The sequence below is a fragment of the Rodentibacter heidelbergensis genome (genome assembly GCF_002000125.1).
GTDB classification, from domain to species: Bacteria; Pseudomonadota; Gammaproteobacteria; order Enterobacterales; family Pasteurellaceae; genus Rodentibacter; species Rodentibacter heidelbergensis.
This window is the reverse complement of record NZ_MLHH01000002.1, coordinates 16,902-43,404: the sequence shown is the minus strand read 5'-3', so window position 1 is coordinate 43,404 and position 26,503 is coordinate 16,902. Positions and strand designations below refer to the sequence as shown.

Annotated in this window: 24 protein-coding genes and 1 tRNA gene; 15 read left to right on the top strand and 10 right to left on the bottom strand. The window is 42.5% G+C overall.

Translation table 11 applies throughout. The features are described from left to right. Positions 1–43: 43 nt before the first annotated feature. The 3 genes from corC to rne form a co-directional block, all read right to left on the bottom strand. Complete coding sequence (gene corC, locus BKK48_RS00440; RefSeq protein ID WP_077426281.1) at positions 44–943, bottom strand: CNNM family magnesium/cobalt transport protein CorC; 900 nt, start codon at positions 941–943, stop codon at positions 44–46. A 323-nt stretch (positions 944–1,266) separates the two neighbouring features. Next, positions 1,267–1,356: transfer RNA gene (locus BKK48_RS00435), tRNA-Ser, on the bottom strand. A gap of 134 nt (positions 1,357–1,490) precedes the next feature. Then, entirely contained in the window at positions 1,491–4,292 is a 2,802-nt protein-coding gene (rne, locus tag BKK48_RS00430) for a ribonuclease E (RefSeq protein ID WP_077426254.1), read from the bottom strand. A gap of 402 nt (positions 4,293–4,694) precedes the next feature. Here rne and rluC point away from each other — a divergent pair, with 402 nt between their 5' ends. The 3 genes from rluC to BKK48_RS00415 all read left to right on the top strand — a co-directional run bounded on the left by rluC (position 4,695) and on the right by BKK48_RS00415 (position 6,609). Beyond that, the gene (rluC, locus tag BKK48_RS00425) at positions 4,695–5,663 is read left to right on the top strand and encodes a 23S rRNA pseudouridine(955/2504/2580) synthase RluC (RefSeq protein ID WP_077426253.1); all 969 of its coding nucleotides are present in this window, start codon (positions 4,695–4,697) and stop codon (positions 5,661–5,663) included. 93 nt (positions 5,664–5,756) lie between these two features. Then, the gene (hfq, locus tag BKK48_RS00420; protein WP_077426252.1) at positions 5,757–6,038 is read left to right on the top strand and encodes an RNA chaperone Hfq; all 282 of its coding nucleotides are present in this window, start codon (positions 5,757–5,759) and stop codon (positions 6,036–6,038) included. A gap of 262 nt (positions 6,039–6,300) precedes the next feature. Next, positions 6,301–6,609 carry a DUF5339 domain-containing protein gene (locus BKK48_RS00415; RefSeq protein ID WP_077426251.1) on the top strand — a complete coding sequence of 103 codons (309 nt, stop codon included), beginning with the start codon at positions 6,301–6,303 and terminating at the stop codon, positions 6,607–6,609. A gap of 55 nt (positions 6,610–6,664) precedes the next feature. Here the strand turns inward: BKK48_RS00415 and ruvB are convergent, their stop codons facing one another. The 5 genes from ruvB to nudB form a co-directional block, all read right to left on the bottom strand. After that, the gene (ruvB, locus tag BKK48_RS00410; protein ID WP_077426279.1) at positions 6,665–7,672 is read right to left on the bottom strand and encodes a Holliday junction branch migration DNA helicase RuvB; all 1,008 of its coding nucleotides are present in this window, start codon (positions 7,670–7,672) and stop codon (positions 6,665–6,667) included. Between the two features lie 13 nt (positions 7,673–7,685). After that, positions 7,686–8,300 (bottom strand): Holliday junction branch migration protein RuvA, encoded by a 615-nt coding sequence (gene ruvA / locus BKK48_RS00405; RefSeq protein ID WP_077426250.1) that lies wholly within the window; start codon positions 8,298–8,300, stop codon positions 7,686–7,688. A 62-nt stretch (positions 8,301–8,362) separates the two neighbouring features. Next, entirely contained in the window at positions 8,363–8,935 is a 573-nt protein-coding gene (gene ruvC, locus BKK48_RS00400; protein WP_077426249.1) for a crossover junction endodeoxyribonuclease RuvC, read from the bottom strand. A gap of 42 nt (positions 8,936–8,977) precedes the next feature. Further along, positions 8,978–9,718, bottom strand: a complete 741-nt coding sequence (locus BKK48_RS00395) for a YebC/PmpR family DNA-binding transcriptional regulator (protein WP_077426248.1) — start codon at positions 9,716–9,718, stop codon at positions 8,978–8,980. An 18-nt stretch (positions 9,719–9,736) separates the two neighbouring features. Next, positions 9,737–10,183, bottom strand: a complete 447-nt coding sequence (nudB, locus tag BKK48_RS00390; RefSeq protein WP_077426247.1) for a dihydroneopterin triphosphate diphosphatase — start codon at positions 10,181–10,183, stop codon at positions 9,737–9,739. A gap of 162 nt (positions 10,184–10,345) precedes the next feature. Between nudB and rsfS the strand changes: the two genes are divergently transcribed. The 9 genes from rsfS to lipA all read left to right on the top strand — a co-directional run bounded on the left by rsfS (position 10,346) and on the right by lipA (position 18,439). Then, complete coding sequence (gene rsfS, locus BKK48_RS00385) at positions 10,346–10,654, top strand: ribosome silencing factor (RefSeq protein ID WP_077420501.1); 309 nt, start codon at positions 10,346–10,348, stop codon at positions 10,652–10,654. Between the two features lie 53 nt (positions 10,655–10,707). Then, positions 10,708–11,175, top strand: coding sequence for a 23S rRNA (pseudouridine(1915)-N(3))-methyltransferase RlmH (rlmH, locus tag BKK48_RS00380; protein WP_077426246.1), 468 nt, complete (start codon positions 10,708–10,710; stop codon positions 11,173–11,175). Positions 11,176–11,192: 17 nt separating this feature from the next. Continuing rightward, positions 11,193–13,154, top strand: coding sequence for a penicillin-binding protein 2 (mrdA, locus tag BKK48_RS00375; protein WP_077426245.1), 1,962 nt, complete (start codon positions 11,193–11,195; stop codon positions 13,152–13,154). Continuing rightward, positions 13,154–14,269 carry a rod shape-determining protein RodA gene (gene rodA, locus BKK48_RS00370; RefSeq protein WP_077426244.1) on the top strand — a complete coding sequence of 372 codons (1,116 nt, stop codon included), beginning with the start codon at positions 13,154–13,156 and terminating at the stop codon, positions 14,267–14,269. Before mrdA ends, rodA begins: the two co-directional genes overlap by 1 nt. 53 nt (positions 14,270–14,322) lie before the next feature. Further along, complete coding sequence (locus tag BKK48_RS00365) at positions 14,323–15,186, top strand: septal ring lytic transglycosylase RlpA family protein (protein WP_077426243.1); 864 nt, start codon at positions 14,323–14,325, stop codon at positions 15,184–15,186. Between the two features lie 20 nt (positions 15,187–15,206). Then, positions 15,207–16,394 (top strand): D-alanyl-D-alanine carboxypeptidase family protein, encoded by a 1,188-nt coding sequence (locus BKK48_RS00360; RefSeq protein ID WP_077426242.1) that lies wholly within the window; start codon positions 15,207–15,209, stop codon positions 16,392–16,394. Between the two features lie 108 nt (positions 16,395–16,502). Then, positions 16,503–16,781: a DUF493 family protein YbeD gene (gene ybeD / locus BKK48_RS00355; protein ID WP_077415039.1), complete on the top strand. Its 279-nt coding sequence runs from the start codon at positions 16,503–16,505 to the stop codon at positions 16,779–16,781. Position 16,782: 1 nt separating this feature from the next. Next, a complete protein-coding gene (gene lipB / locus BKK48_RS00350; protein WP_077426241.1) occupies positions 16,783–17,424 on the top strand; it encodes a lipoyl(octanoyl) transferase LipB in 642 nt (213 codons plus the stop codon). Positions 17,425–17,476: 52 nt separating this feature from the next. Continuing rightward, entirely contained in the window at positions 17,477–18,439 is a 963-nt protein-coding gene (gene lipA / locus BKK48_RS00345; RefSeq protein WP_077426240.1) for a lipoyl synthase, read from the top strand. An 89-nt stretch (positions 18,440–18,528) separates the two neighbouring features. Here lipA and BKK48_RS00340 read toward each other — a convergent pair whose 3' ends face one another. Then, entirely contained in the window at positions 18,529–20,184 is a 1,656-nt protein-coding gene (locus BKK48_RS00340) for a putative transporter (RefSeq protein ID WP_077426239.1), read from the bottom strand. Positions 20,185–20,426: 242 nt separating this feature from the next. Between BKK48_RS00340 and BKK48_RS00335 the strand changes: the two genes are divergently transcribed. Next, the gene (locus tag BKK48_RS00335) at positions 20,427–22,211 is read left to right on the top strand and encodes an ABC transporter ATP-binding protein/permease (RefSeq protein ID WP_077426238.1); all 1,785 of its coding nucleotides are present in this window, start codon (positions 20,427–20,429) and stop codon (positions 22,209–22,211) included. A 67-nt stretch (positions 22,212–22,278) separates the two neighbouring features. On the opposite strand, the gene rng is transcribed toward BKK48_RS00335, so the two are convergent. Continuing rightward, on the bottom strand, positions 22,279–23,754 hold the full coding sequence (gene rng, locus BKK48_RS00330; protein WP_077426237.1) for a ribonuclease G: 1,476 nt from the start codon (positions 23,752–23,754) through the stop codon (positions 22,279–22,281). Between the two features lie 91 nt (positions 23,755–23,845). Here rng and putP point away from each other — a divergent pair, with 91 nt between their 5' ends. Next, complete coding sequence (gene putP / locus BKK48_RS00325) at positions 23,846–25,360, top strand: sodium/proline symporter PutP (RefSeq protein WP_077426236.1); 1,515 nt, start codon at positions 23,846–23,848, stop codon at positions 25,358–25,360. Then, positions 25,357–26,322, top strand: a complete 966-nt coding sequence (gene cmoB, locus BKK48_RS00320; RefSeq protein ID WP_077426235.1) for a tRNA 5-methoxyuridine(34)/uridine 5-oxyacetic acid(34) synthase CmoB — start codon at positions 25,357–25,359, stop codon at positions 26,320–26,322. Before putP ends, cmoB begins: the two co-directional genes overlap by 4 nt. Positions 26,323–26,503 lie beyond the last annotated feature (181 nt).

Below are 26,503 nucleotides of genomic sequence, written 5' to 3'. Positions count from 1 at the left end.
TCCCCTCAACAAAATGAGGGGAAAACCGTTCGAGCAAAGGCCGTTACTCGCTTTTTTCTTCGACCTCTGTCATATCCGACAAATGTTCATCCGGTACGGTGACACGCAACTGAATTAAACGCCGGCTGTCAGCAGAAGTGACTTTAAATTGCAAATTACCTAAAAGGATTTCTTCACCCCGTTTCGGCAAATAGCCAAAGGCTTGCATGATAAGCCCGCCAATGGTGTCCACTTCTTCATCATCAAAGGCGGTATTGAATTTTTCATTAAAATCATCGATATCCGTCAAGGCTCGCACGGCATAAGTATGGCGGGAAAGCTGGCGAATATCAGCGATTTCTTCTTCGTCAAATTCATCCTCAATATCCCCCACAATTTGCTCTAAAATATCTTCAATCGTCACCAAACCGGATACCGCACCAAATTCATCGACAACAATTGCCATATGAAAACGCTCTGAACGGAAATCCTTCAACATTCGATCAACCCGTTTACTTTCCGGCACAATCACTGCCGGTCGCAAAAGTTTTACCATATCAAATTCTTCTGCATCTTCACGCAAGAATTTTAGCAGATCTTTCGCATGCAAGATCCCTGCGATATTATCCCGATCATCGGCATCTGCAATCACCGGAAAACGTGAATGGGCCGATTCAATAATGGTATTCAAGCAGGCATTTAAATCTTGTTCATCTTTAATAAAGATAATTTGAGAGCGGGGGATCATAATATCACGCACGCGAAGTTCGGCGATTTCCATGACCCCTTCAATCATTTCTCGCGTATTTTGATCGATGAGGTCATTTTGCTCAGAGTCCCTGATGACTTCCACAAGATCTTCACGATTTTTTAATTCGCCTTGAAAAAAGCGACCAAATAACGATTGAAAAAAAGATTTTTTAGTATTTTCAGATTGGCTTAAATGTTGTTGTCCTTCGCTCATATTATTTTGTGTTGAGAGTTCAAATTCGCGCGAGAAAAGTATCATATTTTGGCTGATTTCGCAAAGATAAAGCCGTTAAAAAGCCAATTCCACGAAAAACAGCCGCTATTTATTGAATAGAAAATGAGAAATCACAAAAAGAAAAAATCCTAACCATTCCCCCCAATGCTGGCACTAGTTGAATGTCAAATTTACGTCAAACACTTCGTTATCCACCAACAAAGCATGAGCGAGAATGATAGGTAGTAAAGGGATTAATAGGCAATAAAAAAGCCGTAAGTTATTGTTCTAAATAGCTAACTTACGACTTTCTAAAGATTTGATGGCGGAGGAAGTGAGATTCGAACTCACGGAGGGCGTAAACCCTCGCCGGTTTTCAAGACCGGTGCCTTCAACCACTCGACCATTCCTCCGTTTTGAAGCGGGGTGAATAATAAAGTTTTTATCCTACCTCGTCAAGGATAAAAAATAATATTTTTATCAAGTGGTTAATTTTAATTCAATTTCTGGCAAAAAAATTGGTGCATAACGCACCAATTTTATTTTCTTATTCCGCCTTAGCTTGAGTGGCTTCAGAATAGACATGGCTTATCGCACTGTGATGTCCCGCCGATCCTTTACCATAGAAGTAATAACGGGATTCCATCCATTCGACAATAGGGAAAGAATCGTTTACCTCTTCGCTCGCTTTTGCCAAGGTCATTTCCGCTTTAGTGTGCAATGCTGAAGACACGGTTCCCAAACGACCATTGAATTCATAAGTACGAACAAATTCAACGGTATTATGCGTATCAACCTGTTCCGCTTCTACCGAGATCGGTGAAAGGGCTTCAGCTTCTGCTTTCACTTTTTCCTCCGCTTGAAGACGATCTAAGGATTCTTGCACTTTCTTCTGTACCGATTCATTCGCAGGTTGAGTGATAAAATCTAAAGCAGGTTTGACTTCCACCGGGTTACTTTCAATCACAATACCGGTCGCCGGGGTGATAAACCCTTTTTTCGTTTTTTCCTGCTCAAGCAATTCATCCACGGATAAGAATTGATTTTCTTTCTCCGTTGAGGTGTTTACCGTTGAATAATCCACCCATACCTTACCGCTTGCTAATTCAGGTGAAACGACCGCTGCAAATAATGGCATTGGTGATTTTGTTTCATAACGGCGACGGCGTTGATTATTCGCCACACGCAGATGACGTGGTGTACGACGCTGACGCTCTTGACGTTCCTTATGCTCCGGTTGTTCCTGACGAGTCGGTTTTTCTTCTACTTCCGCTTGAACGGTTTGTACCGCTTCAACGCTCGGCGCACTGTCCTCAATACGAACACGTTTCGTTAAATCACGACGCTGACGGCGTGCTGGCGTTTGTTCTACTTTTTCCTCTCCCTTATTCTCAGAAACAGTCGCCAAATTGACCGCACTTTCCGTCAGATTATCATCTGTCATCGGATGATGGCGGCGAGTACGACGTTGATTACGCTCACGCGTTAAACGTACATTTTCCTCTTCTAACTTCTCCACGTTGTGAGTTTCTGTTTTAGCTCGGCGTGGCGTATTACGTTGTTCCTGAGTACGGCGCTGACGGTTATTGCGATGATTGCGCGGATGCTGTTTTTTATTTTTTTCATCCTCAACAGGCTCAGATGCAAACAACCCTTTGATTTTAGCGATTATTTTCGCCAATAATGAAGGACCACTGGATTTACGCTCTGACGGCGTTGGTGCGGCTTCCGAAATAGAAAGAGATACCGCTGCACTTTCCACTGCGGCTTCCTGTACTGCCTGTGGTTCAGTGTGTCGAGAAGCCGAAGCTTCCTCGCCTACATCATCTTGTGAGCAATGAATTTTTGCTAAATTATAGCTGAGTTCATTTACCTCTTCGCCATCACGCACTCGGAACACACTAAAGTGCGGGGTTTCCATGGTTTCATTTGGCACCACAATCACATCTACATCATGGCGTTTTTCAATGTTACTGATCGCTTTACGTTTTTCATTTAAAAGATAAGAGGCAATTTGTACCGGTACAATGGTGTGAACCTGTTTAGTGTTCTCTTTTAGTGCTTCTTCTTCAATTAAACGTAAAATAGATAAAGAAAGGGATTCATTGTCTCGCACTTTCCCCGTTCCCTGACAACGAGGGCAAATATGGTGAGAAGATTCACCCAAGGACGGACTTAAACGCTGACGAGACATTTCCAATAAACCAAAACGGGAAATTCGGCTAATTTGAATACGAGCCCGGTCTTGGCGTACGGCATCACGAATACGGTTTTCCACTTCTCGTTGGTGGCGAACAGGGGTCATATCAATAAAGTCAATGACAACCAATCCCCCTAGATCTCGCAAACGTAATTGTCTTGCAATTTCATCCGCCGCCTCAAGGTTTGTATTCAGCGCAGTTTCTTCAATATCGCCCCCACGAGTTGAGCGGGCAGAGTTAATATCAATCGCCGTTAACGCTTCCGTCACATCAATGACAATTGAGCCACCGGACGGCAAACGCACTTCACGCTGGAAAGCCGATTCAATTTGAGATTCGATTTGATAATGGCTGAACAGCGGCACTTCACCTTGATAAAGTTTTACTCGGTTAATAAAGTCAGGACGAACCAGTTTGATATGTGCTTTTGCCTTTTCAAAAATTTTCGGGCTATCAATTAAAATTTCACCAATATCCCGGCGTAAATAATCACGAATCGCACGAACGATCACATCACTTTCTTGATGAATTAAAAACGGCGCAGGACGACTCTGTGAAGCCTGTTTTATCGCTTCCCAATGGTGTAATAAGACTTTTAAATCCCATTGTAATTCTTCTGCTGACTTGCCTACACCGGCGGTTCGAACAATAAGCCCTACGCCCTCCGGCACCTCTAAAGCACTTAATGCCTCTTTTAATTCTGTGCGTTCATCGCCTTCAATACGGCGAGAAATCCCCCCTGCACGAGGGTTGTTTGGCATAATAACCAAATAACTGCCGGCAAGAGAAACAAAGGTCGTCAGTGCCGCGCCTTTATTGCCACGCTCTTCTTTATTGACTTGAACAATAATTTCTTGGCCTTCGCTCAAAATATCACGAATATTCGGACGGCCCTGGAAAACATAATCGGCCGGAAAATATTCTCGAGCAATTTCTTTTAACGGTAAAAAACCGTGGCGCTCTGCCCCATAATCCACGAATGCGGCCTCAAGACTCGGCTCCACACGGGTGATTTTTCCCTTGTAAATATTCGCTTTTTTTTGTTCATGACCCGGACTTTCAATATCCAAATCAAAAAGGCGTTGTCCATCGACAAGCGCCACACGCAACTCTTCTTTTTGCGTTGCATTAATTAACATTCTTTTCATTGTCAATTCTCTTTTTTAAATAGTAAAAACAACCTCAAAATAAACCGCACTTTGCTTCGCTATCGACCTCGTGTTTCTCGCGCCAGTCAATCTCACGATTGTATGTTGCTGGGTGCATTGATAACGTTATGAAACAATGAAAGGATTGTTTTATAAAACAACGCGATGTTTCCCACGCGTTGCAAGCGGCATATTTATTTAGAGAAAAATGTTGATTATCAATGTCTTATGCCAAATGCTGCATTGAGTTTCCACCAACTAAAATTTGTCATTTCTTATGCTAAATTTTACGCATAAAAAGACGCTCTATTATCCATAGAAATCGATAAATTAGCAAGGTGAGAATTACCCTCAAAAACGCTTTTATGATATGATCCCCACCAATTTTCAAAAGGTAAAAACATGACGGAACAAAAAGAAAATATCATCAACGCCTCCGTAAAAATGCTCACCATTAGTGAAGATGAGGCAGGGCAACGCATAGATAATTATTTATTGGCAAAACTTAAAGGGGTGCCAAAAAGCTTAATTTATCGCATCGTTCGTAAAGGTGAAGTGCGGGTAAACAAAGGACGAATTAAACCTGAATATAAATTACAAAGCGGTGATGTAGTACGCCTACCGCCAGTGAAAACGGCTGAAAAAAATCCTCTCCCGCTCTCCAAAAATTTAAATAAAGTGGCTAGTCTTGAACACCACATTTTATTTGAAGATGACTGTTTAATCGTGCTCAATAAACCCTCCGGTATTGCGGTACATGGCGGTAGCGGACTAAATTTCGGTGTGATTGAAGCCCTCCGAGCCTTACGACCTGAGGCCCGTTTTTTAGAATTAGTGCATCGTTTGGATAGAGATACTTCCGGGATTTTACTGATTGCCAAAAAACGTTCCGCACTTCGCAATCTGCATGAACAGCTTCGTCTAAAAAGCGTACAAAAAGATTATTTGGCACTGGTACGGGGACAATGGCAATCCCATGTCAAAATCGTGAAAGCCCCGTTACTTAAAAATGAACTCGCCGGTGGCGAGCGTATTGTACGCGTCAATGAACAGGGTAAACCTTCCGAAACCCGTTTTGCAATTGAAGAACGTTATCCGAACGCCACATTAGTAAAAGCCTCCCCCGTAACCGGGCGAACTCATCAAATTCGTGTGCATACCCAATATGCGGGACACCCTATTGCCTTAGATGACAAATATGGCGACAAAGATTTTGATGAAAAAATGCGAATATTGGGATTAAACCGTTTATTTTTGCACGCATTTTCTATTTATTTTGCCCACCCTAAAACCGATGAAATGTTGCGTTTACATGCCCCGCTTGATGAAAAAATGAAGTCGGTCCTGAAAAAGTTACGGGAAAGCAAATAGACAAATTCAGGATTTATTGTTATATTGGTTGCGATCGAAAAACGACAGTTTTCTGTCTGCATTTCATAACAACAAAAACAAAAGGATAGCAAAATGGCAAAAGGACAATCTTTACAAGATCCTTATTTAAATGCATTACGTCGCGAGCGTATTCCTGTTTCTATTTACCTCGTCAACGGAATTAAATTACAAGGTCAAATCGAGTCATTCGATCAATTTGTGATTTTATTAAAAAACACAGTTAATCAAATGGTCTATAAACACGCTATATCGACAGTTGTTCCCGCTCGTTCTGTTTCTCATCACAATAATAACCATCACAATGCACAAACTTCACCTGAAGTTGCAGAAGAAACAGAAGCGAAAGCGGAATAATTGATTTGAAGTGATTATCAGAGTACGGTTAGAATTGGTTTAAATTTTAACCGTTACTTTTTTGTATGACATAAAAATATTTAATAACACTTATTAAATTATTTTAATTGTTCTCCTTTCTTCTCTCCTCCCCTATTCCTTGATACATATCACAAAAATACTATTTTCTTCCCATTATTTTGCTTTATGGCTAGACATTGGTGGGATATTTTGTTATTTTCAGGCAGATTTTTTTGGAGACATTTCCCTAAAGGATTTTACAATGAAAAAAATTTCCGTTATTTTGACCGCACTTTTTTCAGCAATATCATTTTCAGTGATTGCGGCACCACAACAAAAAAGTGATGTATTGCCTCAACAATGCGCGCAATTATTTAAAGAAACAGAGAACTTAATTGCCCAAGCAGAAAAACAACCGGGCACCCACACACAAGTGAGCAAAATTAAAAACAAGCTCAATCAAAGCAAAAAACAAATTCTTGAGATGGAATTAGCAACTCAGTTAAAAAGTTGCAACATTGGTTTGGCAAGATTGAATAATATGAAAAACTATTCTGAGGAAGATAATTAATTTTAACTTCAAACTGAAAAAGCTTATTGGCTATCCCAATAAGCTTTTTTTATATCTAGTCCGTTAGTTTTTGTAATCCAAAATGACGATAGGTTTGTGAGGTGGCTATCCGCCCACGAGGTGTACGTTGTAAAAACCCCTGTTGAATGAGATAGGGTTCTAACACATCTTCAATGGTATCACGCTCTTCACCAATGGCTGCTGCTAAATTATCTAGGCCTACTGGCCCACCATCGAAGCGCTCAATCACCGCTGAAAGTAATTTCCGGTCTAAATAATCAAACCCTGCATCATCCACATCCAGCATTAAAAGTGCTTGTTTGGCGATCTCCACAGAAATCACACCGCCATTACGCACATCGGCATAGTCACGCACCCGACGTAAAAGTCGATTGGCAATACGCGGTGTGCCACGGGAACGGCGGGCAATTTCAAAAGCCGCTGCTTTTTCTAACTCAAGGTTTAAGCAGCCCGCACTTCGTGCCACAATGGCGGTTAAATCTTCAACAGAATAAAATTCTAACCGTTGTACAATACCAAAACGATCACGCAAAGGGGAAGTTAAAGAACCTGCCCGAGTAGTTGCGCCCACCAAAGTAAAAGGCGGAAGATCCAATTTAATCGAACGGGCTGCCGGCCCTTCACCAATCATAATGTCTAACTGGTAATCTTCCATTGCCGGATAAAGCACTTCTTCAATGGCGGGAGAAAGGCGATGAATTTCATCAATAAATAAAACATCATGAGGTTCGAGATTGGTCAACATTGCCGCCAAATCCCCGGCTTTTTCAAGAACAGGGCCGGAAGTTGTGCGAATATTCACCCCCATTTCATTGGCAACAATGTTCGCCAATGTCGTTTTTCCTAACCCGGGTGGGCCAAAAATCAGTAGGTGATCCAACGCATCTTGACGCAATTTAGCGGCTTTGATGAAAATATCCATCTGTTCCCGCACTTGAGGTTGCCCTACATAGTCCGCCAATAATTTAGGGCGAATAGCACGATCAAGCACTTCTTCATCAAATTTAGCCTGACCGCTAATAATTCTATCGGTTTCAATCATCATTCAACTCTAATTATAATGCGGCTTTTAAGGCTTCTCGAATAAGTTGTTCGCTGGTTAATTCCGCTTTTCCAACACGTTTCACCATTTTCTCTGCATCAGTTGGTTTATATCCGAGAGCAATCAATGCCGCAACCGCCTCATCAATGGCGTTTTCTTGTACAGATAATGGGGAAGATTCCGCTGGGATATGCGAACTTTCTACAAAGAAATCACTTTGTTTCACCCCTTTGAATTTCCCTTTTAATTCCACTAGTAAACGCTCTGCTGTTTTCTTCCCTACCCCCGGAATTTTCGTCAGTTTGGAAAGCTCTTCCCGCTCAATGGCATAAACAAATTGATCCACCGACATCGCTGAAAGAATTGCTAACGCCAGTTTAGGCCCAACCCCATTGGTTTTAATCAGTTCTCGGAATAAAGTACGGTCTGTTTTTTGTGCAAAGCCAAAAAGTAAATGCGCATCTTCACGCACAACAAGATGGGTAAATAAGGTGGTTTCTTGTCCGATTTCCGGCAAATTATAGAAACTTGTCATCGGCAAAAGCAATTCATAGCCCACGCCTTGAACATCAAGTAAAATTTCGGGTGGTTGTTTTTCTAACAAAACCCCTTGTAAACGACCAATCATAGTTTATCCATAAGGCACAAAATTTGCCCCATAGCATAAAATAAAACTGGACGAACATCCAGTTAAATTTTTAATCGAAAGCGACCCCGACTATATCGAGTCTTTAAAAGTGCGGTCATTTTTTCTTGTGTTTCTGTTATTTTTACAGAACTTGCGATATGCAATGAATGTTGCATTGAATGAGCATGCGTAATGGCAATGGCTAAAGCATCGGCAGAATCCGCTTGAGGCTTCGCAGAGAGTTTTAAAATACGCATCACCATCTCTTGAACCTGTATTTTGTCGGCAGAACCGATCCCCACCACTGTTTGTTTCACCAAACGTGCCGCATACTCAAACACCGGTAAATCATGATTGACAGCAGCAACAATGGCCGTCCCCCGAGCTTGCCCCAGTTTTAAGGCCGAATCGGCATTTTTCGCCATAAAAACCTGTTCGATTGCAAACATATCCGGCTGAAATTGCGTGATAATTTCCGTAACGCCGGCATAAATACGTTTTAAACGAGTGGGAAGATCCTCCACTTGCGTGCGAATCACCCCACTACCGAGGTATTCCAAATGGCGACCGGTTTGGCGAATCACCCCATAACCTGTCACTCGAGAACCGGGGTCAATACCTAAAATAATACTCATTACTTTCCATAAAAAAATGGGTAGTCTTTCTACCCATTTAGATTAAAGTTGTGCAGCAACTTCGTCGCTAATTTCACCATTGTGATAGACGTTTTGCACATCATCACAATCTTCTAACATCTCAATTAAACGAAGCAGTTTCGGTGCGGTTTCAAGATCAAGGGCAACCGTTGTAGAAGGGATCATGGTGACTTCCGCTTCTTGAATTTTAAAACCGGCTTTTTCAATGTTATCACGCACGTTACCTAATTCTTCCCAAGCCGTGTAGATTTCAAACGAACCGTCATCTTGCGGCTGAATGTCCTCTGCACCGGCATCAATTGCCGCTTCGGTTAAAGCATCTTCATCGGCTTCATTAATTAAAATTAAGCCTTTTTTGCTGAACAAATAGCCTACAGAGCCTTCTGTGCCTAAATTACCGCCACATTTGGTAAAGCTCGGGCGAACTTGAGAAATGGTGCGGTTGGCATTATCACTTAAACATTCTACCATTACCGCCGTGCCACCCGGGCCGTACCCTTCGTAAACTTTGGTTTCCATGTTGGTGTCATCGCCACCACCGACCCCCCGATCAATCGCACGATTAATCGTATCACGCGTCATATTATTACTCAGTGCTTTATCCACCGCAGCCCGTAAACGGGGGTTCGCACTCACATCGCCCCCGCCTAATTTTGCTGCTGTCACTAATTCACGAATTAACTTAGTAAAAATTTTACCACGTTGTGCATCTTGTGCCGCTTTACGGTGTTTAATATTAGCCCACTTACTATGACCTGCCATTTGATTTCCTTCTATATTTTAATCTTTCAATAAATTGAGATATTGTTTTATTGCCGCCGCATTATTCGGCGATTTCGTCATTGCTACCGCCTCAGCGATAGAAACCCATTTAAACGCCAAATGTTCCGTTAACTGCGGCACAAATTCTTTTTCCACTGCACATAAAAACCAATGTTCACGACAGTGGGTCACATTCGGTGCGTATTTATAGCGGAAATGGGGAAAAATTTCAAATTCTACACATTGATGACAATCAAAAAGTGCGGTCGAATTTTCCGAAATTTTTAATCCAACTTCCTCCCTCAGTTCACGTTTTGCCGTCTCCCTTGGGGTTTCGCCCTCTTCCATTGAACCGGTAACCGATTGCCAGAAATCAGGATCATCACAGCGTTGTAGCATTAACACCCGCTTGGAATGTTTACAATAAACCACCACCAAAACGGATTGATTATTTTTATATGTCATTGTTAGATTATTCGAATACCTCTATTTTCATAAAAAAGATCTTACGGATTTTAAAACAAAGTGCGAGCATCCTTTGTATTTTATCAGACTTTTTCTTTCCCCGACCTAGTCCTTGGGCGGATTCAATGATAGAATTCGGCACTTTTATGGGGAAAGAAAATCATGTCGTTAGTTAAATTTATCATAGACACCCTAGAGGGATTAAAAGGCAGTGATATTGTGCATTTTGATGTGCGGGGGAAATCCTCTATCACTGAAAATATGGTGATCTGTACCGGCACATCAAGCCGTCAAGTGGCGGCGATGGCAGACAATTTAATCGCTGAATGTAAGAAAGCCGGCATCGAAACCTTTGGGGAAGAAGGGAAGAATACCGCAGATTGGATTGTGGTCGATTTAGGTCAAACCATTGTTCATATTATGCAACGGGATGCCCGAGAACTTTATCAATTAGAGAAACTTTGGGCATAAAGTGCGGTCATAAATACCGTTAAATTTATCCCTCATTTATAGAAGGAAACGTTGTGAAAATCACATTAATTGCTGTCGGAACCAAAATGCCTGCCTGGGTCACCACAGGATTTGCGGAATATCAACGCCGTTTCCCTAAAGATATGCCTTTCGAACTGATTGAAATTCCGGCCGGAAAGCGAGGCAAAAATTCGGATATTAAGCGGATTTTGGAACAAGAAGGCAAGGCAATGCTAAATGCTTGCGGTAAAAGTAAAATCATCACCCTTGATATTCCCGGTAAACCTTGGACAACGCCGGAGCTTGCCGAGCAGTTGGAAGCCTGGAAAAATGATGGACGTGATCTGTGCTTACTCATTGGCGGGCCGGAAGGGCTTTCACCGGAATGTAAAGCGGCAGCAGAACAAAGTTGGTCACTTTCGCCTTTAACCCTCCCTCACCCGTTGGTGCGTGTGGTCGTGGCAGAAAGTTTATATCGTGCGTGGTCGCTGACAACAAACCATCCTTATCATCGAGAATAAAGCGCGGTCAATTTTAGATGAATTTAAAAAAGTTCTTCATTGCCCCACCCCATGAGCCGATTCGTGATAAAAAAGCGGAACGAAATCTTTTTGCACGCCGAACATTAGTGGCATTTATTGGTATTCTTGCCCTCACTACTGTGTTATTTGCCAATATCTATCATCTTCAAGTCATGAATTTTGATACCTACCAGACCCGCTCTAACGGTAACCGAATCAAACTTTTACCGGTTCCGCCAACCCGTGGGCTGATTTATGATCGTTATGGTGAGCTTTTAGCCGAAAACCTGACCTTTTTTGGGCTCTATATCGTGCCTGAAAAAACGGAAAATTTAGACCGCACTTTTGATGAACTCCGTTATATTGTGGGGCTCACGGACGAGGATATTGAAAATTTCAAAAAAGAGCGCCGCCGTGGCACCCGTTATACTTCAATCATGCTCAAACCGAATTTAACGGAAGAACAAATTGCCCGTTTTGCCGTTAATCAATACCAATTTCCAAGCCTTGAGGTTCGCCCTTATTTTAAACGCAATTACCTCTATGGTGATGTGATGACCCATATTCTCGGCTATGTGGGAAAAATTAACGATAAAGATGTGGAGCGGCTGAAAAAAGAGGAAAAATTCGCCAATTATGCCGGTTCTCACGATATGGGAAAACTGGGGATTGAACGCTATTACGAAGAGCAATTACACGGCACAACCGGTTTTGAGGAAGTGGAAATTAACAACCGGGGGAAAGTGGTGCGTAAATTACGGGAACAACCCGCCTCAGCCGGAAAAAGTATCCACTTAACCATCGATCTTGCGCTTCAACGTTACATCACCGATTTACTGAGCGGACAAAAAGGCGCTGTGGTGGTATTAGATCCTAAAGACAGCAGTGTATTAGCCATGGTTTCCACCCCAAGCTATGACAATAATTTATTTGTAGATGGCATTTCCAGTGCAGATTATAAGCGTTTATTAGAAGATCCTGGCCGTCCGCTTTATAGCCGTGCAACCCAAGGTGTGTACCCCCCGGCCTCCACCGTAAAACCCTTTATTGCTGTGGCGGCACAAACGGAAAATATCGTCAATCAAAATACCACTATCTTTGACCCCGGTTATTGGATCTTGCCAAATACCACAAAACGTTTCCGTGATTGGAAAAAATCCGGACACGGTTATACGGATTTAAACAAAGCCATTACCGAATCATCCGACACCTATTTCTATCAAGTGGCTTATAACCTGGGGATCGACCGCCTATCCTCTTGGATGAAACGTTTCGGTTTTGGTGTACCAACAGGGATAGAAATTAATGAAGAAGTTTCCGCCAACATGCCCACCAAAGAATGGAAACAAAAACGTTATAAACGCCCGTGGGTACAAGGGGATACTATTTCGGTTGGGATAGGTCAAGGTTATTGGACGGCCACACCACTCCAAGTTGCCAAAGCCACCGCTATTTTAGTCAATAACGGGAAAGTGAATACGCCTCATTTAATGAAATCTATTGAAGGAGCAACCATTGAGCCTTACCGCGATCCCCTACTTTATGAAGATATTACCGAACCGAAACAGGCCTATTGGGATGCGGCAAAGCGGGGAATGTTTAATGTCGTGAATTCCGCCGCCGGGACGGGTCGAAAAGCCTTTGCGGGCACTAATTACCATGTTGCAGGTAAATCCGGTACAGCACAGGTGTTCAGCTTAAAAGAAAACCAAAAATACAATGCCGCCGGGTTGAAAAAAGAATTACACGATCATGCTTGGTTTACCGCCTACGCCCCTTATGAAAACCCACAAATGGTGGTGGCAATTATCTTGGAAAATGCAGGCGGAGGTTCAAGCAATGCCGCCCCTGTTGTGCGTAAAATTATGGATTATTATCTTAATAAACGCCTGCCGGAAATCGCACAAAAAAGCGCTACGGATAATACATTACCTAAATCCTCCCACGAATTATTACCGGAAAACGGACAAACCGAATAATGGAAGAAAAAACACCACTTTGGCTTCGTCTATGGAGGCCGCTACATTTAGATTTTTGGCTATTACTGGGGCTTATCGCCATTACAGGCTATGGCATGTTGGTGCTTTATAGTGCATCCGGCGCCAATGAAACCATGTTCCGAAACCGAATTATCCAAGTTTGTCTTGGTTTTATCGTGTTGCTTGTCATGGCACAATTACCACCGAAGTTTTATCAACGCATTGCCCCTTACCTTTATCTCATCGGCTTTATTTTACTCATTTTGGTTGATGCTATCGGAACAACCAGTAAAGGGGCACAACGGTGGTTAGATCTCGGTTTTATCCGTTTTCAACCTTCGGAAATTGTAAAACTTGCCGTGCCATTAATGGTTGCGGTTTATTTGGGTAACCGTCCTCTTCCTCCCAAATTAAGCGAAACCTTTATTGCCATTGCGATGATACTCATCCCTACATTATTAGTGGCGATCCAACCGGATCTCGGCACCTCTATTCTTGTCAGTGCTTCCGGTTTGTTTGTGGTATTCCTTGCAGGAATGAGTTGGTGGCTCATTTTGGCTGCCATCATCGGATTAGCCGGGTTTATCCCCATTATGTGGCTTTATTTAATGCATGATTATCAGCGTACCCGTGTATTAACCCTACTTGACCCGGAAAAAGATCCACTGGGTGCGGGCTATCATATTTTGCAATCTAAAATTGCTATCGGATCAGGGGGAATTTGGGGGAAAGGCTGGATGCAGGGAACGCAATCCCAATTAGAGTTTTTACCCGAACCTCACACTGATTTTATCTTTGCAGTGATGAGTGAAGAGCATGGCATGGTCGGCTTTGGTATTCTCATTGCGATTTATCTGTTCATTATCGTTCGAGGCTTAATGATTGCAGTCAATGCCCAAACCTCTTTTGGACGAATTTTAGCCGGCGCTACCACGCTGATTTTTTTCGTGTATTTATTCGTTAATATTGGTATGGTAAGTGGGATTTTACCCGTAGTCGGTGTGCCATTACCTTTATTTAGCTATGGTGGCACCTCTTATGTGGCGATTATGGCAAGTTTCGGCTTGGTGATGTCTATCCATACTCATCGCACAAAATTTATCAATGGGAACTAATTGAGGTGTTTAAGGTTCTTATACAAAATATGACTTAATGGAAAACTCACTTTATGATATTCAAAACACTGATAAAATTGACCGCACTTTTTTTGACCCTCTCTATGGGTATATCCCCTGCTCAGGCAAAAAACGATACGGATAAATTATATGGTATTAAAGGGGCAAACCTTAAGCCAAGCACACAGGCGCATTCATCAACAAGTTATACGGTGAGAGGCAAAACCTATACCACTCACAGCCATAAAACGGCAAAAAATTATTCCAAAACAGGGATCGCCAGTTATTATCATCACAAATTTAATGGGCGTCGCACATCAAACGGTGAGATTTATAACTCAACACGCTATACAGCGGCCCATAAAACCTTACCCATGAATTCTTATGCTTTGGTCACCAATTTAAGCAATAACCGTAAAACCATTGTGCGTATTAATGACCGAGGGCCTTTTAGCCGAGATCGCATTATTGATTTATCTCATGCGGCAGCAAAAGAAATCGGCTTGATCGCACGGGGAACAGGAAAAGTGAAAGTGGAAGCATTACATGTTGCCCCTAATGGCAATATTTCCGGCGCAGGCGTACAAACTCTCGCTGCACATGCGAAAACAGAGGCAGCTTCCGAACGCCTTATCAACATAGCGAACAATGAGGGAAAAGATCGCTCAAATGAGCCTAAAACATTTAAAGAGCGCTACACCTTAAAAATGCTAAATTTCTCTAGCGAAAAACAAGCGAATACGATGATTTCGCGCCTTGCACTGGATAATATTAATGCACAAGTTAATCATCGCAACGGCAAATATGAAATTCATTTTGGGCCATTGGAAGATAAACAACGCACCACAGAGTTAAAAACGCAATTACAAAAAATCGCCGGTGAGAACCCGCTCATCGTTTATACTCATAAAAATTAAGACTTGATTAAGGAAATACTATGTTAAAGCAAAGTGCTAAATTCACGAAAACCCTTCTTCTTTCAGGTATGCTTGCTGCCTCCTCCACAGCTATCGCCCAAGAAGAGATGCAATATGGCATCACACCTCCACAAGTGAATGCGCAAACCTATATTCTGATGGATTATCACTCCGGTGCCGTACTGGCGGCGTTAAATCCGGATCAACGTCAATATCCCGCTTCATTAACCAAAATGATGACAAGCTATGTGGTCGGACAAGCCTTAAAACAGGGGAAAATTCACAATACCGATATGGTTACCATCGGGGAAAGCGCTTGGGGACGCAATTTCCCGGATTCCTCTAAAATGTTCTTAAACCTCAATCAACAGGTTTCAGTGCAAGATCTCAATAAGGGGGTGATTATTGTTTCCGGTAATGATGCCAGCGTGGCATTAGCAGAGCATACATCAGGCACTGTATTAAACTTTGTGGATACGATGAACCAATACGCCCAGCAATTTGGTTTAAAAAATACTCACTTTACAACGCCTCATGGGCTAGATGATCCAAACCAATACTCTTCCTCCCGTGATATGGCGATTATCGGTGCGCATATTATTCGTGACACACCGGAAGAATATAAAATTTATGCGGAAAAAGAATTCACCTTCAATAAGATCAAACAACCTAATCGTAATGGCTTATTGTGGGATAAAACCATGAATGTAGACGGCATGAAAACCGGTCACACCAGTCAGGCAGGCTATAACCTTGTGGCCTCAGCAACCAATCCAAGCAATATGCGTTTAATTTCCGTTGTGATGGGCGTGCCGACATATAAAGGCCGTGAAGTAGAAAGTAAGAAATTATTGCAATGGGGCTTTGCCAACTTTGAAACATTAAAAACCCTTGAGGCCAATAAAGAGGTTTCCGAACAACCGGTTTACTATGGCGATGAAAGCAATGTAAAACTCGGGGTATTACAAGACAGTTTCATTACCGTGCCAAAAGGCAAACAAGCGGAATTAAAAGCCCGTTATGAATTGGATAACAAATACTTACAAGCCCCATTGGCAAAAGGTCAAGTGGTGGGTAAAGTGATTTATCAACTTGATGGCAAAGATGTGGCGGTGGTGAATTTACAGGCAATGCAAGAAGTCAAAGAAGGCGGATTTTTTGGCAATGCTTGGGATTGGTTAGTCCTCACCGTAAAAAGCCTTTTCTAAAACACCTTGAAATTTAACCGCACTTCCCCATTTTATGAGGGTACCGATGATCTCAAACGGGGCAGATTTCAGATCTGCCCTTTATCTCACTCAAAATAGAGCATAATTATGGCCACAGAACAAGATTACGAAAAACTGAAAGAATTAATGGAATTTCCTGCACCGATGACCTTTAAAGTAGCAGGCATTAATCGTGAAAATTTAGCACAGGATTTAATTGCCGTCGTGCAAAAATATCTCCCCGGGGATTATATTCCCAAAGAAAAACGCAGCAGCAAAGGCACTTATAATTCGGTTTCCATTGATGTGATTGCTCAAAATTTCGAACAAGTGGAAACCCTCTATAAGGAACTCGCTAAAGTTGAAGGCGTTAAAATGGTGATTTAGTATGACCAAACGTCAACTTATCGTACGTCAACTAGGCTTACAGGATTATCAAGAAATTTGGCATAAAATGCAGAATTTTACAGATAATCGTCAAACCGACACCCTTGATGAAATCTGGTTGGTTGAACACCCCCCGGTATTTACCCAAGGCCAAGCCGGCAAACCCGAACACTTGCTACAAACCAGTGAGATTCCCGTGGTGCAATCGGATCGAGGCGGGCAAATTACTTATCATGGCCCCGGTCAGCAGGTGATGTATGTGTTAATTGATATTCGTCGCCAGCAAAACTTAAATGTTCGTCAATTAGTGACCGCACTTGAACAATCGGTGGTGAAAACTCTTGCTGATTACGGTATTGAGGGTTACCCCAAAGCCGATGCGCCCGGTGTCTATATTGATGGAAAAAAAATTTGCTCATTAGGATTGCGTATTCGGAAAGGCTGTTCCTTTCACGGATTAGCCTTCAATATCAATATGGATTTAACCCCCTTCCATTACATTAATCCTTGTGGCTATGCCGGTTTGGAAATGTGTCAACTTGCTGATTTTATCGAGAAAAAAGAGGCAACCTTAGACAAGGTCTCGCCCAAATTAATTAAACACTTTGTCGAACTTTTGGGCTATAATGCAGCGCAAATTTAACCTCTACAATAAAAAATGCCGCTTCTAGGCATTTTTCTTTAGGAAAGAAATCATGTCAACGCCATTTAAAATGGAACGGGGCGTCAAATATCGTGATGCAGCCAAAACCTCCATTATTCCCGTTAAAAATATCGATCCAAACCAAGAATTACTAAAAAAACCGGAGTGGATGAAAATCAAGCTACCGGCTAGTTCTGTCAAAATTGATCGTATCAAAAATGGAATGCGTCGCCACGGCTTACATTCTGTCTGTGAAGAGGCCTCTTGCCCTAATTTACACGAATGTTTTAACCACGGTACAGCTACCTTTATGATTTTAGGGGCAATTTGTACCCGTCGTTGCCCTTTCTGCGATGTGGCTCACGGAAAACCTTTGCCTCCTGATCCACAAGAGCCTCGCAAACTGGCTGAAACCATCCAAGATATGAAACTAAAATATGTGGTAATCACCTCAGTGGATCGGGACGATTTAGCCGATCGTGGTGCCGGGCATTTCGCCGAATGTGTAAAAGAAGTTCGGGCATTAAATCCGGGAATTAAAATTGAAATTTTAGTGCCTGATTTCCGAGGTCGCATTTCCCAAGCATTGGAAAAATTAAAAGACAATCCACCTGATGTCTTTAACCATAATTTAGAAAATGTGCCTCGTTTATATAAAGAAATTCGTCCGGGGGCCGATTATGCGTGGTCGCTTAAACTCCTGCGTGAATTTAAGGAAATGTTCCCGCATATTCCAACCAAATCCGGTTTGATGGTGGGACTGGGTGAAACCAATGAAGAAATTTTAGCGGTGATGCAAGATCTGCGTGATAACGGAGTGACGATGCTGACTTTAGGCCAATATTTACAACCAAGCCGCCATCACCTGCCCGTTGCACGTTATGTACCGCCTGAGGAATTTGATGAATTCCGTGAAAAGGCGAATGCCATGGGCTTTGAACATGCCGCTTGCGGGCCATTTGTTCGCTCCTCTTATCATGCTGATCTTCAAGCCAGCGGTGGGCTTGTGAAGTAAAAACAATCTCAAAAATGACCGCACTTTTCCAAGCAAAATGGGTTGGTATCAAAAATACCAACCCATTTTTTATTGCTCTAACGCTTTCCTTAAGCCACCCAAAGTAATACCGCCAATAACTGGGGTGAAATAATCCTTAAAAACATCACTAACGGATACACTGTGGCATAAGAAAGTGAAGCCGCCCCATTGTCTTCTTTTATTTCATTGGCAAAAGCAAGAGCAGGAGGATCGGTCATTGAACCGGCCAGTAGCCCACAAATACTCAGATAATTCAGTTTGGCATAAAGACGAGCCAGCACGCCAACAATCATGAGTGGTACGAAGGTGATAAACATGCCATAGCCCATCCACTCAAGCCCCGCGCCATTCACTAGAGTATCCACAAAATTCCCCCCGGATTTTAACCCCACCACGGCAAGGAAAAGTACGATACCTATTTCACGCAAAGCAAGGTTTGCACTGGGCGGCATAAACCAATAAAGTTTCCCAATGCTACCAATTCTTGCAAGAATTAATGCCACCACTAGCGGCCCACCGGCTAACCCCAGTTTAAGAGCAACAGGGAAGCCCGGAATATAAAAAGGAATAGAGCCTAATAAAACCCCTAACCCTATCCCGAGAAAAACCGGTAGCATCTGCACATGCTGAAGTTTTTGTTGGGCATTACCAATAATCGAAATGGCTTTATCCAGCACATCGGTACGCCCCACCATATGTAATACATCACCAAATTGAAGTGAAGTATTTCCACTTGGCACCAATTCCACACCTGTCCGATTTAAACGGGAAATCACGACCCCATATTTTTGATGAATATGAAGTGAACGAATTTTTTTCCCTAACACTTTCTCATTGGTGACCACCACCCTTTCGGCTCGGATTTCGCCGCCACTGGAAATCACCGGTGTATCCACTTCATCACCAATCACCAAGTGCATTTTTTTCAAGGCATGCTCATCCCCCACCAAATGTAAAATGTCATCAAGATGAATTTCCGTTTCCGCTTTAGGGACGATAACCTCTTCTCCCCGTTTTAAACGGGAACAGACCACATGTTCATCATCAAAGCCCGGGATCTCGACAAGTTTAATGCCCTCTAAATTGCGATTGATCACTTTCACAGAAATCGTGTGCAAGCTTTCTTTATCTTGCCCACTTTCCTTATTAAACCGTTGGGCTTCTTCATCAATTTTAATTCTAAAAAACAAACGAATAAGCCACATAGCGAGCAAAATGCCACAGATCCCGAAAGGATAAGCCATCGCATAGGCGATCCCCATGGTTGCAGTGGCCTGTGGCATCCCCAATTCAGTCAAAATTTGCTGACCTGCCCCTAAAGAGGGGGTATTGGTTACCGCGCCGGAATAAATACCTAAGGCGATATCCAAAGGTACATCAGCGGCTTTATGTAAAATAAAAACGGATAACGACCCTATCAGCACAATTAAAATTGCCAGCCCATTAAGCTTTAGCCCCGATTGGCGTAAAGAAGCAAAAAAACCCGGCCCGACCTGAATCCCAATGGTATAAACAAACAAAATCAAGCCGAATTCCTGAACAAAATGTAGGGTATGCTCATTAAGGGCTAAACCATATTGGTTCGTAAAGTGGGCCACAATAATCCCACCAAATAACACACCGCCGATGCCTAGCCCGACCCCTTTAATCTTCCAATGCCCTATCCACAAACCAATAACGGCGACAAGGGCAAGGAGACTAATCGTGATTGCAATTTCACTCATGATGACCTCATAAACTAAATTTAACTAAAAAGGATTATAACAACTTGATTTTTTGAAAACTTAATCAAACTCAAAAAATGATAACTTAATCACATTTTTTTCTTGCTTAATCACAAACTCCACCTAAAATGACCGCACTTTGTTTTTTCCCCGATGATGTCAAACGCAAGGCATCGCCACACCAATAAAGTTAATAAGATTGGACAAAAGCAACATAATAGGATTTATTTACGGATACTTTTATGGATTACGGACAAGAGGCGATTACCTCACTCCTATGGATTTTAAAAACCCTAACAATAACGGCCGTAGTATTTAGTTTCGGCATTTTTCTATTAGTACGTTTCACTCACTGGGGGAAACAATTTTGGCTGTTTGCCGGCGGCTATCTTTCGCCTAAGCGAAGTATTAAACCGCTCTTATTTTTCTTATTGATCGTGGCACTGACCTTAGTCAGCGTGCGTATTGGGTTAGTCCATTCTGAGTGGTACAACAACATGTACACCTCATTACAAGAATTTAATGAACCGATTTTTTGGCAACAAATGGGCTTGTTTTGTGTGATCGCAGCCAGTGCTGTTTCCACCTCTTTAATCAGCTATTACATAGAACAACGTTTTGTGATTGATTGGATTAGTTGGCTCAATGATGAACTTGTTGGTAAATGGATGGCAAACCGTGCCTATTACAAAACGCAATATTTATCTGCCAATTTAGACAACCCGGATCAACGCATTCAGCAAGACATTCAATCTTATGTTAAAACCACCCTTTCACTTAGCACCGGCGTGATTGATGCGGTCACCTCCATTATTTCCTATACCGTTTTGTTATGGGGATTGGCTGGTCCAATGATGATATTAGGGAAAGAAATTCCGCATATGATGGTCTTTTTAGTGTTTGGTTATGTCATCTTAACCACATTAATTGCATTTTGGCTCGGGCGACCATTAATCCACCTCAATTTTGCCAATGAACGATTAAACGCAAACTATCGTTATTCCCTTATTCGCATTAAAGAATATGCCGAGAGCATCGCATTTTATGCCGGCGAAAAAGTGGAACATCATCAACTTTATCGCCAATTCCGTGCCGTTATCGGCAATATGTGGGATATTGTATTTAGAATGTTAAAATTCTCAGGGTTCAATTTAATTGTTAGTCAAACCTCTGTGGTCTTTCCTCTGTTAATTCAAGTAGGACGCTATTTTGAAAAACAAATCAAATTGGGCGATTTAATGCAAACATTACAGGTGTTTGGCAAATTGCATGCCAATTTATCTTTCTTCCGTAACACCTATGATAACTTCGCCGGTTATAAAGCGACCCTTGATCGTTTAACCGGCTTTACTTATGCCATTGATATGGCAAACCGAGAATCTCAAACCGCCATTTACCCTACTGAAAATGAGGTCATTTTCGAGCATTTAAGCATTAAAAATCCTTTCGGGAAAACGCTCATTGAAGATCTCAACCTCCGCTTACCGGCAGGGTCAAGTCTGTTAATTCAAGGAAATTCAGGGGTGGGAAAAACGACGCTATTGCGTACTGCCGCCGGGCTTTGGTCTTTTTCTTTAGGCAAAATTTATTGTCCTCAAGAAGCACTGTTTCTCTCACAAAAGCCCTATTTACCACAAGGCAGTTTGCTCACAGCCTTGGCTTATCCTAAAAACGAAGCAGAAATCGACCGCACTTTGGCAGAAGAGATGTTACGACAAGTCTTTCTGGGTCATTTAGTAGAACGCTTAACCCAAACGCAAGATTGGACGCGTATTCTTTCTCTTGGGGAACAACAGCGTTTAGCATTTGCCCGATTATTATTGCATAAGCCTAAAGTAGCCTTTTTAGATGAAGCCACTGCCAGCCTGGATGAAGGGTTAGAAGAAGCCATGTATCGCCTATTAAAAGCCGAACTGCCTCAAATGACGATCATTAGCGTAGGACACCGCTCCACACTGAAATCCTTCCATTCACAACAACTGGCGATTTTCCCGCAAGGTGAATGGCGATTAAGCTCACCACAATAATATAAAAAAATAGGGGCGATGATGCCCCTATTACAATCCTTATCATCCTGTTTGACCGCACTTTTACTTACATCACCACCACATCAAACTGCTCTTGGCTATAGTAAGGCTCGGTTTTCACCTGAACCTGTTTACCGATAAACATTTGCACTTCAGGCAGTAGCCCATGAGATTCTTCATTGATCAAATACTCTGCCACTGACGGTGAGGCATAAACCACAAACTGTTCACTACTGAACAAATGAAAAACGCGGATAATTTCCCGCATAATTTCATAACAAACCGTTTCTACGGTTTTCACTTGCCCTCGCCCATGGCAGGTTGGACATTCATCACACAAAATATGCTCAAGGCTTTCTCTGGTTCGCTTACGCGTCATTTCCACCAACCCCAGCTGAGTGAAACCGTTCACATTAGTTTTAACTCGATCATGGGCTAGTGCATCTTGTAAGGATTCCAGCACACGGGTTCGATGATCCTCTAGGTGCATATCAATAAAATCAATCACAATAATACCCCCAAGATTGCGTAGCTGAAGTTGTTGGGCAATGGCTTTGGTGGCTTCAATATTGGTGTTGAAAATGGTTTCTTCCAAATCACGATGGCCTACAAATGCACCGGTGTTAATGTCAATTGTTGTCATCGCTTCCGTTTGTTCGATAATCAAATAACCGCCTGATTTTAAATTCACGCGTTTATCTAAGGCTTGTTGAATACTATTTTCCACGCCGAACACATCAAAGAGCGGTTGGTTTCCCGAATAAAGCACCAGTTTTTCACTTAATTCCGGCATAAATTCATCGGTGAACTCTTTGACTTCGTTAAAACACAGGTGGGAATCAATACGGATTTTCTCCAATCTTGTACCAATAAAATCCCGCAAAATGCGTTGTGGCAAAGCCGGTTCACCATAAATTTTCGAGCGAGCAGGATATTTCGCTTTGCGTTCTAAGACTTTTCGCCATAGCCGTTTGAGAAATTCCGCATCTTGTCGCAACTCTTCTTCCATCGCACCCTCTGTTGCCGTACGAATAATAAAACCGCCTAAATCATCACAAAAGGGTTCGACCAAAGCTTTAAGGCGTGCCCGTTCTTCTTCACTTTCGATACGTTGTGATACGCCCACATGGCTGTTTTCCGGCATAAATACAAGATAGCGGGAGGGTAAGGTAATATCCGTGGTAAGCCTTGCCCCTTTGGTGCCAAGGGGATCTTTCACGACTTGCACCACAATATCCTGTCCTTCCCGAACCAATTCTGAAATACTTTTTACTTTAAATTGTTTTTGCTCGTTTTCATCAACACATTCGGTGTGAGAAACAATATCTGAAGCATGTAAAAATGCCGCTTTTTCCAAACCGATATCGACAAATGCAGACTGCATACCGGGCAATACCCGCATCACTCGGCCTTTATAAATATTCCCCACAATCCCCCGCTTTGCTTGGCGTTCTATATGGACTTCTTTCAATACGCCCATTTCCATTAAGGCAATGCGTGTTTCGTTGGGTGTGACATTCATTAATAATTCTACGGCATCCATTCTGTGTTCTCTGAATCTTGTTTTAAGAGATTGCATAATAGGGTAAAATGCGCCCTTTCTCAAATTTTCCATCTATTCTGGGGTTATTTTGATGTTTGGTTTTGACCCAACACTCATCACATTTACGATCTATATTTTCGGTATGCTCCTTATCGGTGTATTGGCTTACTATTATACGAATAATTTATCCGATTATATTTTAGGGGGACGCCGTTTAGGCAGCTTTGTCACCGCCATGTCAGCCGGCGCATCCGATATGTCGGGTTGGCTATTAATGGGTTTACCCGGTGCAGTGTATTTATCAGGATTAGTGGAAGGATGGATTGCCATTGGTTTAATTATCGGCGCCTATTTCAACTGGCGTTTAGTGGCGGGCAGATTACGGGTTTATACGGAATTTAACCATAATGCCCTGACCCTACCTGAATATTTTCATCATCGTTTTGGAGCGGAAAATAAAGGTTTAAAAATCCTCTCCGCAAGCATTATTTTGGTTTTCTTCACCATTTATTGTGCCTCTGGCGTGGTGGCAGGGGCAAAATTGTTCCAAAATTTATTTTCGATGGAATATTCAACCGCACTTTGGTTCGGCGCCGCCGCCACCATTGCCTATACCTTTATTGGCGGGTTCTTAGCGGTCAGCTGGACAGATACTATTCAAGCGACCCTGATGATTTTTGCCCTCATTCTCACCCCCATTTTTGTGTTATTCAGCCTTGGTGATCTCAACCAATTTTCTCTCGCTTTAACACAAGCAGAACTGGCAGCAAATAAAAATTTCACTCAATTATTTAATGGCACGACAGCCATAGGCTTATTAAGCCTTGCGGCTTGGGGATTAGGCTATTTTGGACAACCCCATATTTTGGCACGCTTTATGGCAGCCTATTCAGTGAAATCTCTTATTAAAGCCCGCCAAATCAGTATGACATGGATGATCCTCTGTCTTGCCGGTGCGATTGGAATTGGTTTTTTTGCCATTCCTTATTTCTTCGCCAATCCCGATATTGCCGGCACGGTCAACCATGAACCAGAACAAGTTTTCATTGAATTAGCCAAATTATTATTCAACCCTTGGATCAGTGGCATTTTACTTTCAGCGATTTTAGCGGCGGTGATGAGTACCCTCAGTGCACAGTTATTAATCTCCTCCAGTTCGATTACCGAGGATTTTTACAAAGGCTTTATTCGTCCAAAAGCCTCTGAAAAAGAATTGGTTTGGCTTGGTCGGGCGATGGTGCTGGTGATCGCAGCGATTGCTATTTGGATTGCGCAAGATGAAAACAACAAGGTGCTAAAACTCGTTGAATTCGCTTGGGCAGGGTTTGGTAGCGCATTTGGGCCGGTGATCTTGTTTTCATTATTTTGGCGGCGAATGACCGCTTCTGCCGCCATGGCCGGAATGATTATCGGCGCACTCACCGTCTTCTCTTGGAAAGCCCTTATTCCTGCTGAAAATCCTTGGTTTAAGCTTTATGAAATGATCCCGGGGTTTGCCCTCAGCAGCCTGACGATTGTTATCGTTTCTCTCCTTTCTGCCAAACCCAAAGCACAGATTTTAGACACCTTCAATCAGGCTGAAAAAGCTTATAAGGAAGCAAAATGATCGATTTTCGCCCTTTTTATCAACAACTTGCTACAAGCCCACTTTCTGATTGGCTTGAAACGCTCCCTCTTCAATTAAAAGAATGGGAAAAACAAACCCATGGTGATTATGGGAAATGGTCAAAAATTGTGGATTTTTTACCTGATTTACAGGCAGAAAGTATCGATTTAAAAAACGCCGTAAAATCTGACCGCACTTTGCCCCTCTCAGAAGGTGAAAAACAGCGTATTATCCACCATTTAAAACAGCTTATGCCATGGCGAAAAGGGCCTTATCATTTGTTTGGAATTCATATTGATTGCGAGTGGCGTTCCGATTTTAAATGGCAGCGTGTATTGCCTCATCTTGCACCCTTAAAAGATCGCCTCATTTTAGATGTGGGCTGCGGCAGTGGTTACCATATGTGGCGAATGTTGGGGGAAGGTGCCAAAATGGTGGTGGGTATTGATCCGACCGAACTTTTCCTTTGCCAATTTGAAGCGGTTCGTAAACTCCTTAATAATGATCGCCGTGTCAACCTTATTCCGCTCGGCATAGAACAAATGCAACCTCTCGGCGCATTTGATACGGTGTTTTCAATGGGGGTGTTATATCACCGAAAATCGCCCCTTGACCATCTCACCCAACTCAAAAATCAATTGAAAAAAGGCGGGGAATTGGTGCTGGAAACCCTCGTGGTAGAGGGCGATGCCCATACGGTTCTTGTCCCCGCAGATCGCTACGCCAAAATGAAAAATGTCTATTTCATTCCTTCCGTTGCGGCACTCATTCTCTGGTTGGAAAAAGTGGGCTTTTCCAACGTGCGCTGTGTTGATGTTGCACCAACGACCTTGGAAGAACAGCGTAAAACCGATTGGTTAGAAAACGAAAGTCTGATTGATTTTTTAGATCCTAAAGATCACAGCAAAACCATTGAAGGTTACCCTGCCCCTACAAGGGCCTTGATTTTGGCGAATAAATAACCGATAAATAAAAATAAAAGTGCGGCCAAAAACACGACATTATGTAGCAAATGCACAAATTATGGAGCATACTTCTCAGTCCCCTCGCCCGTTTACGGGAGAGGGTGGAGAAAATTCGTAGAATTTTCGGAGGGAGAGGGGGGAAATTTACATCGAATTCCCTCTCTCTGACGAAAATTGC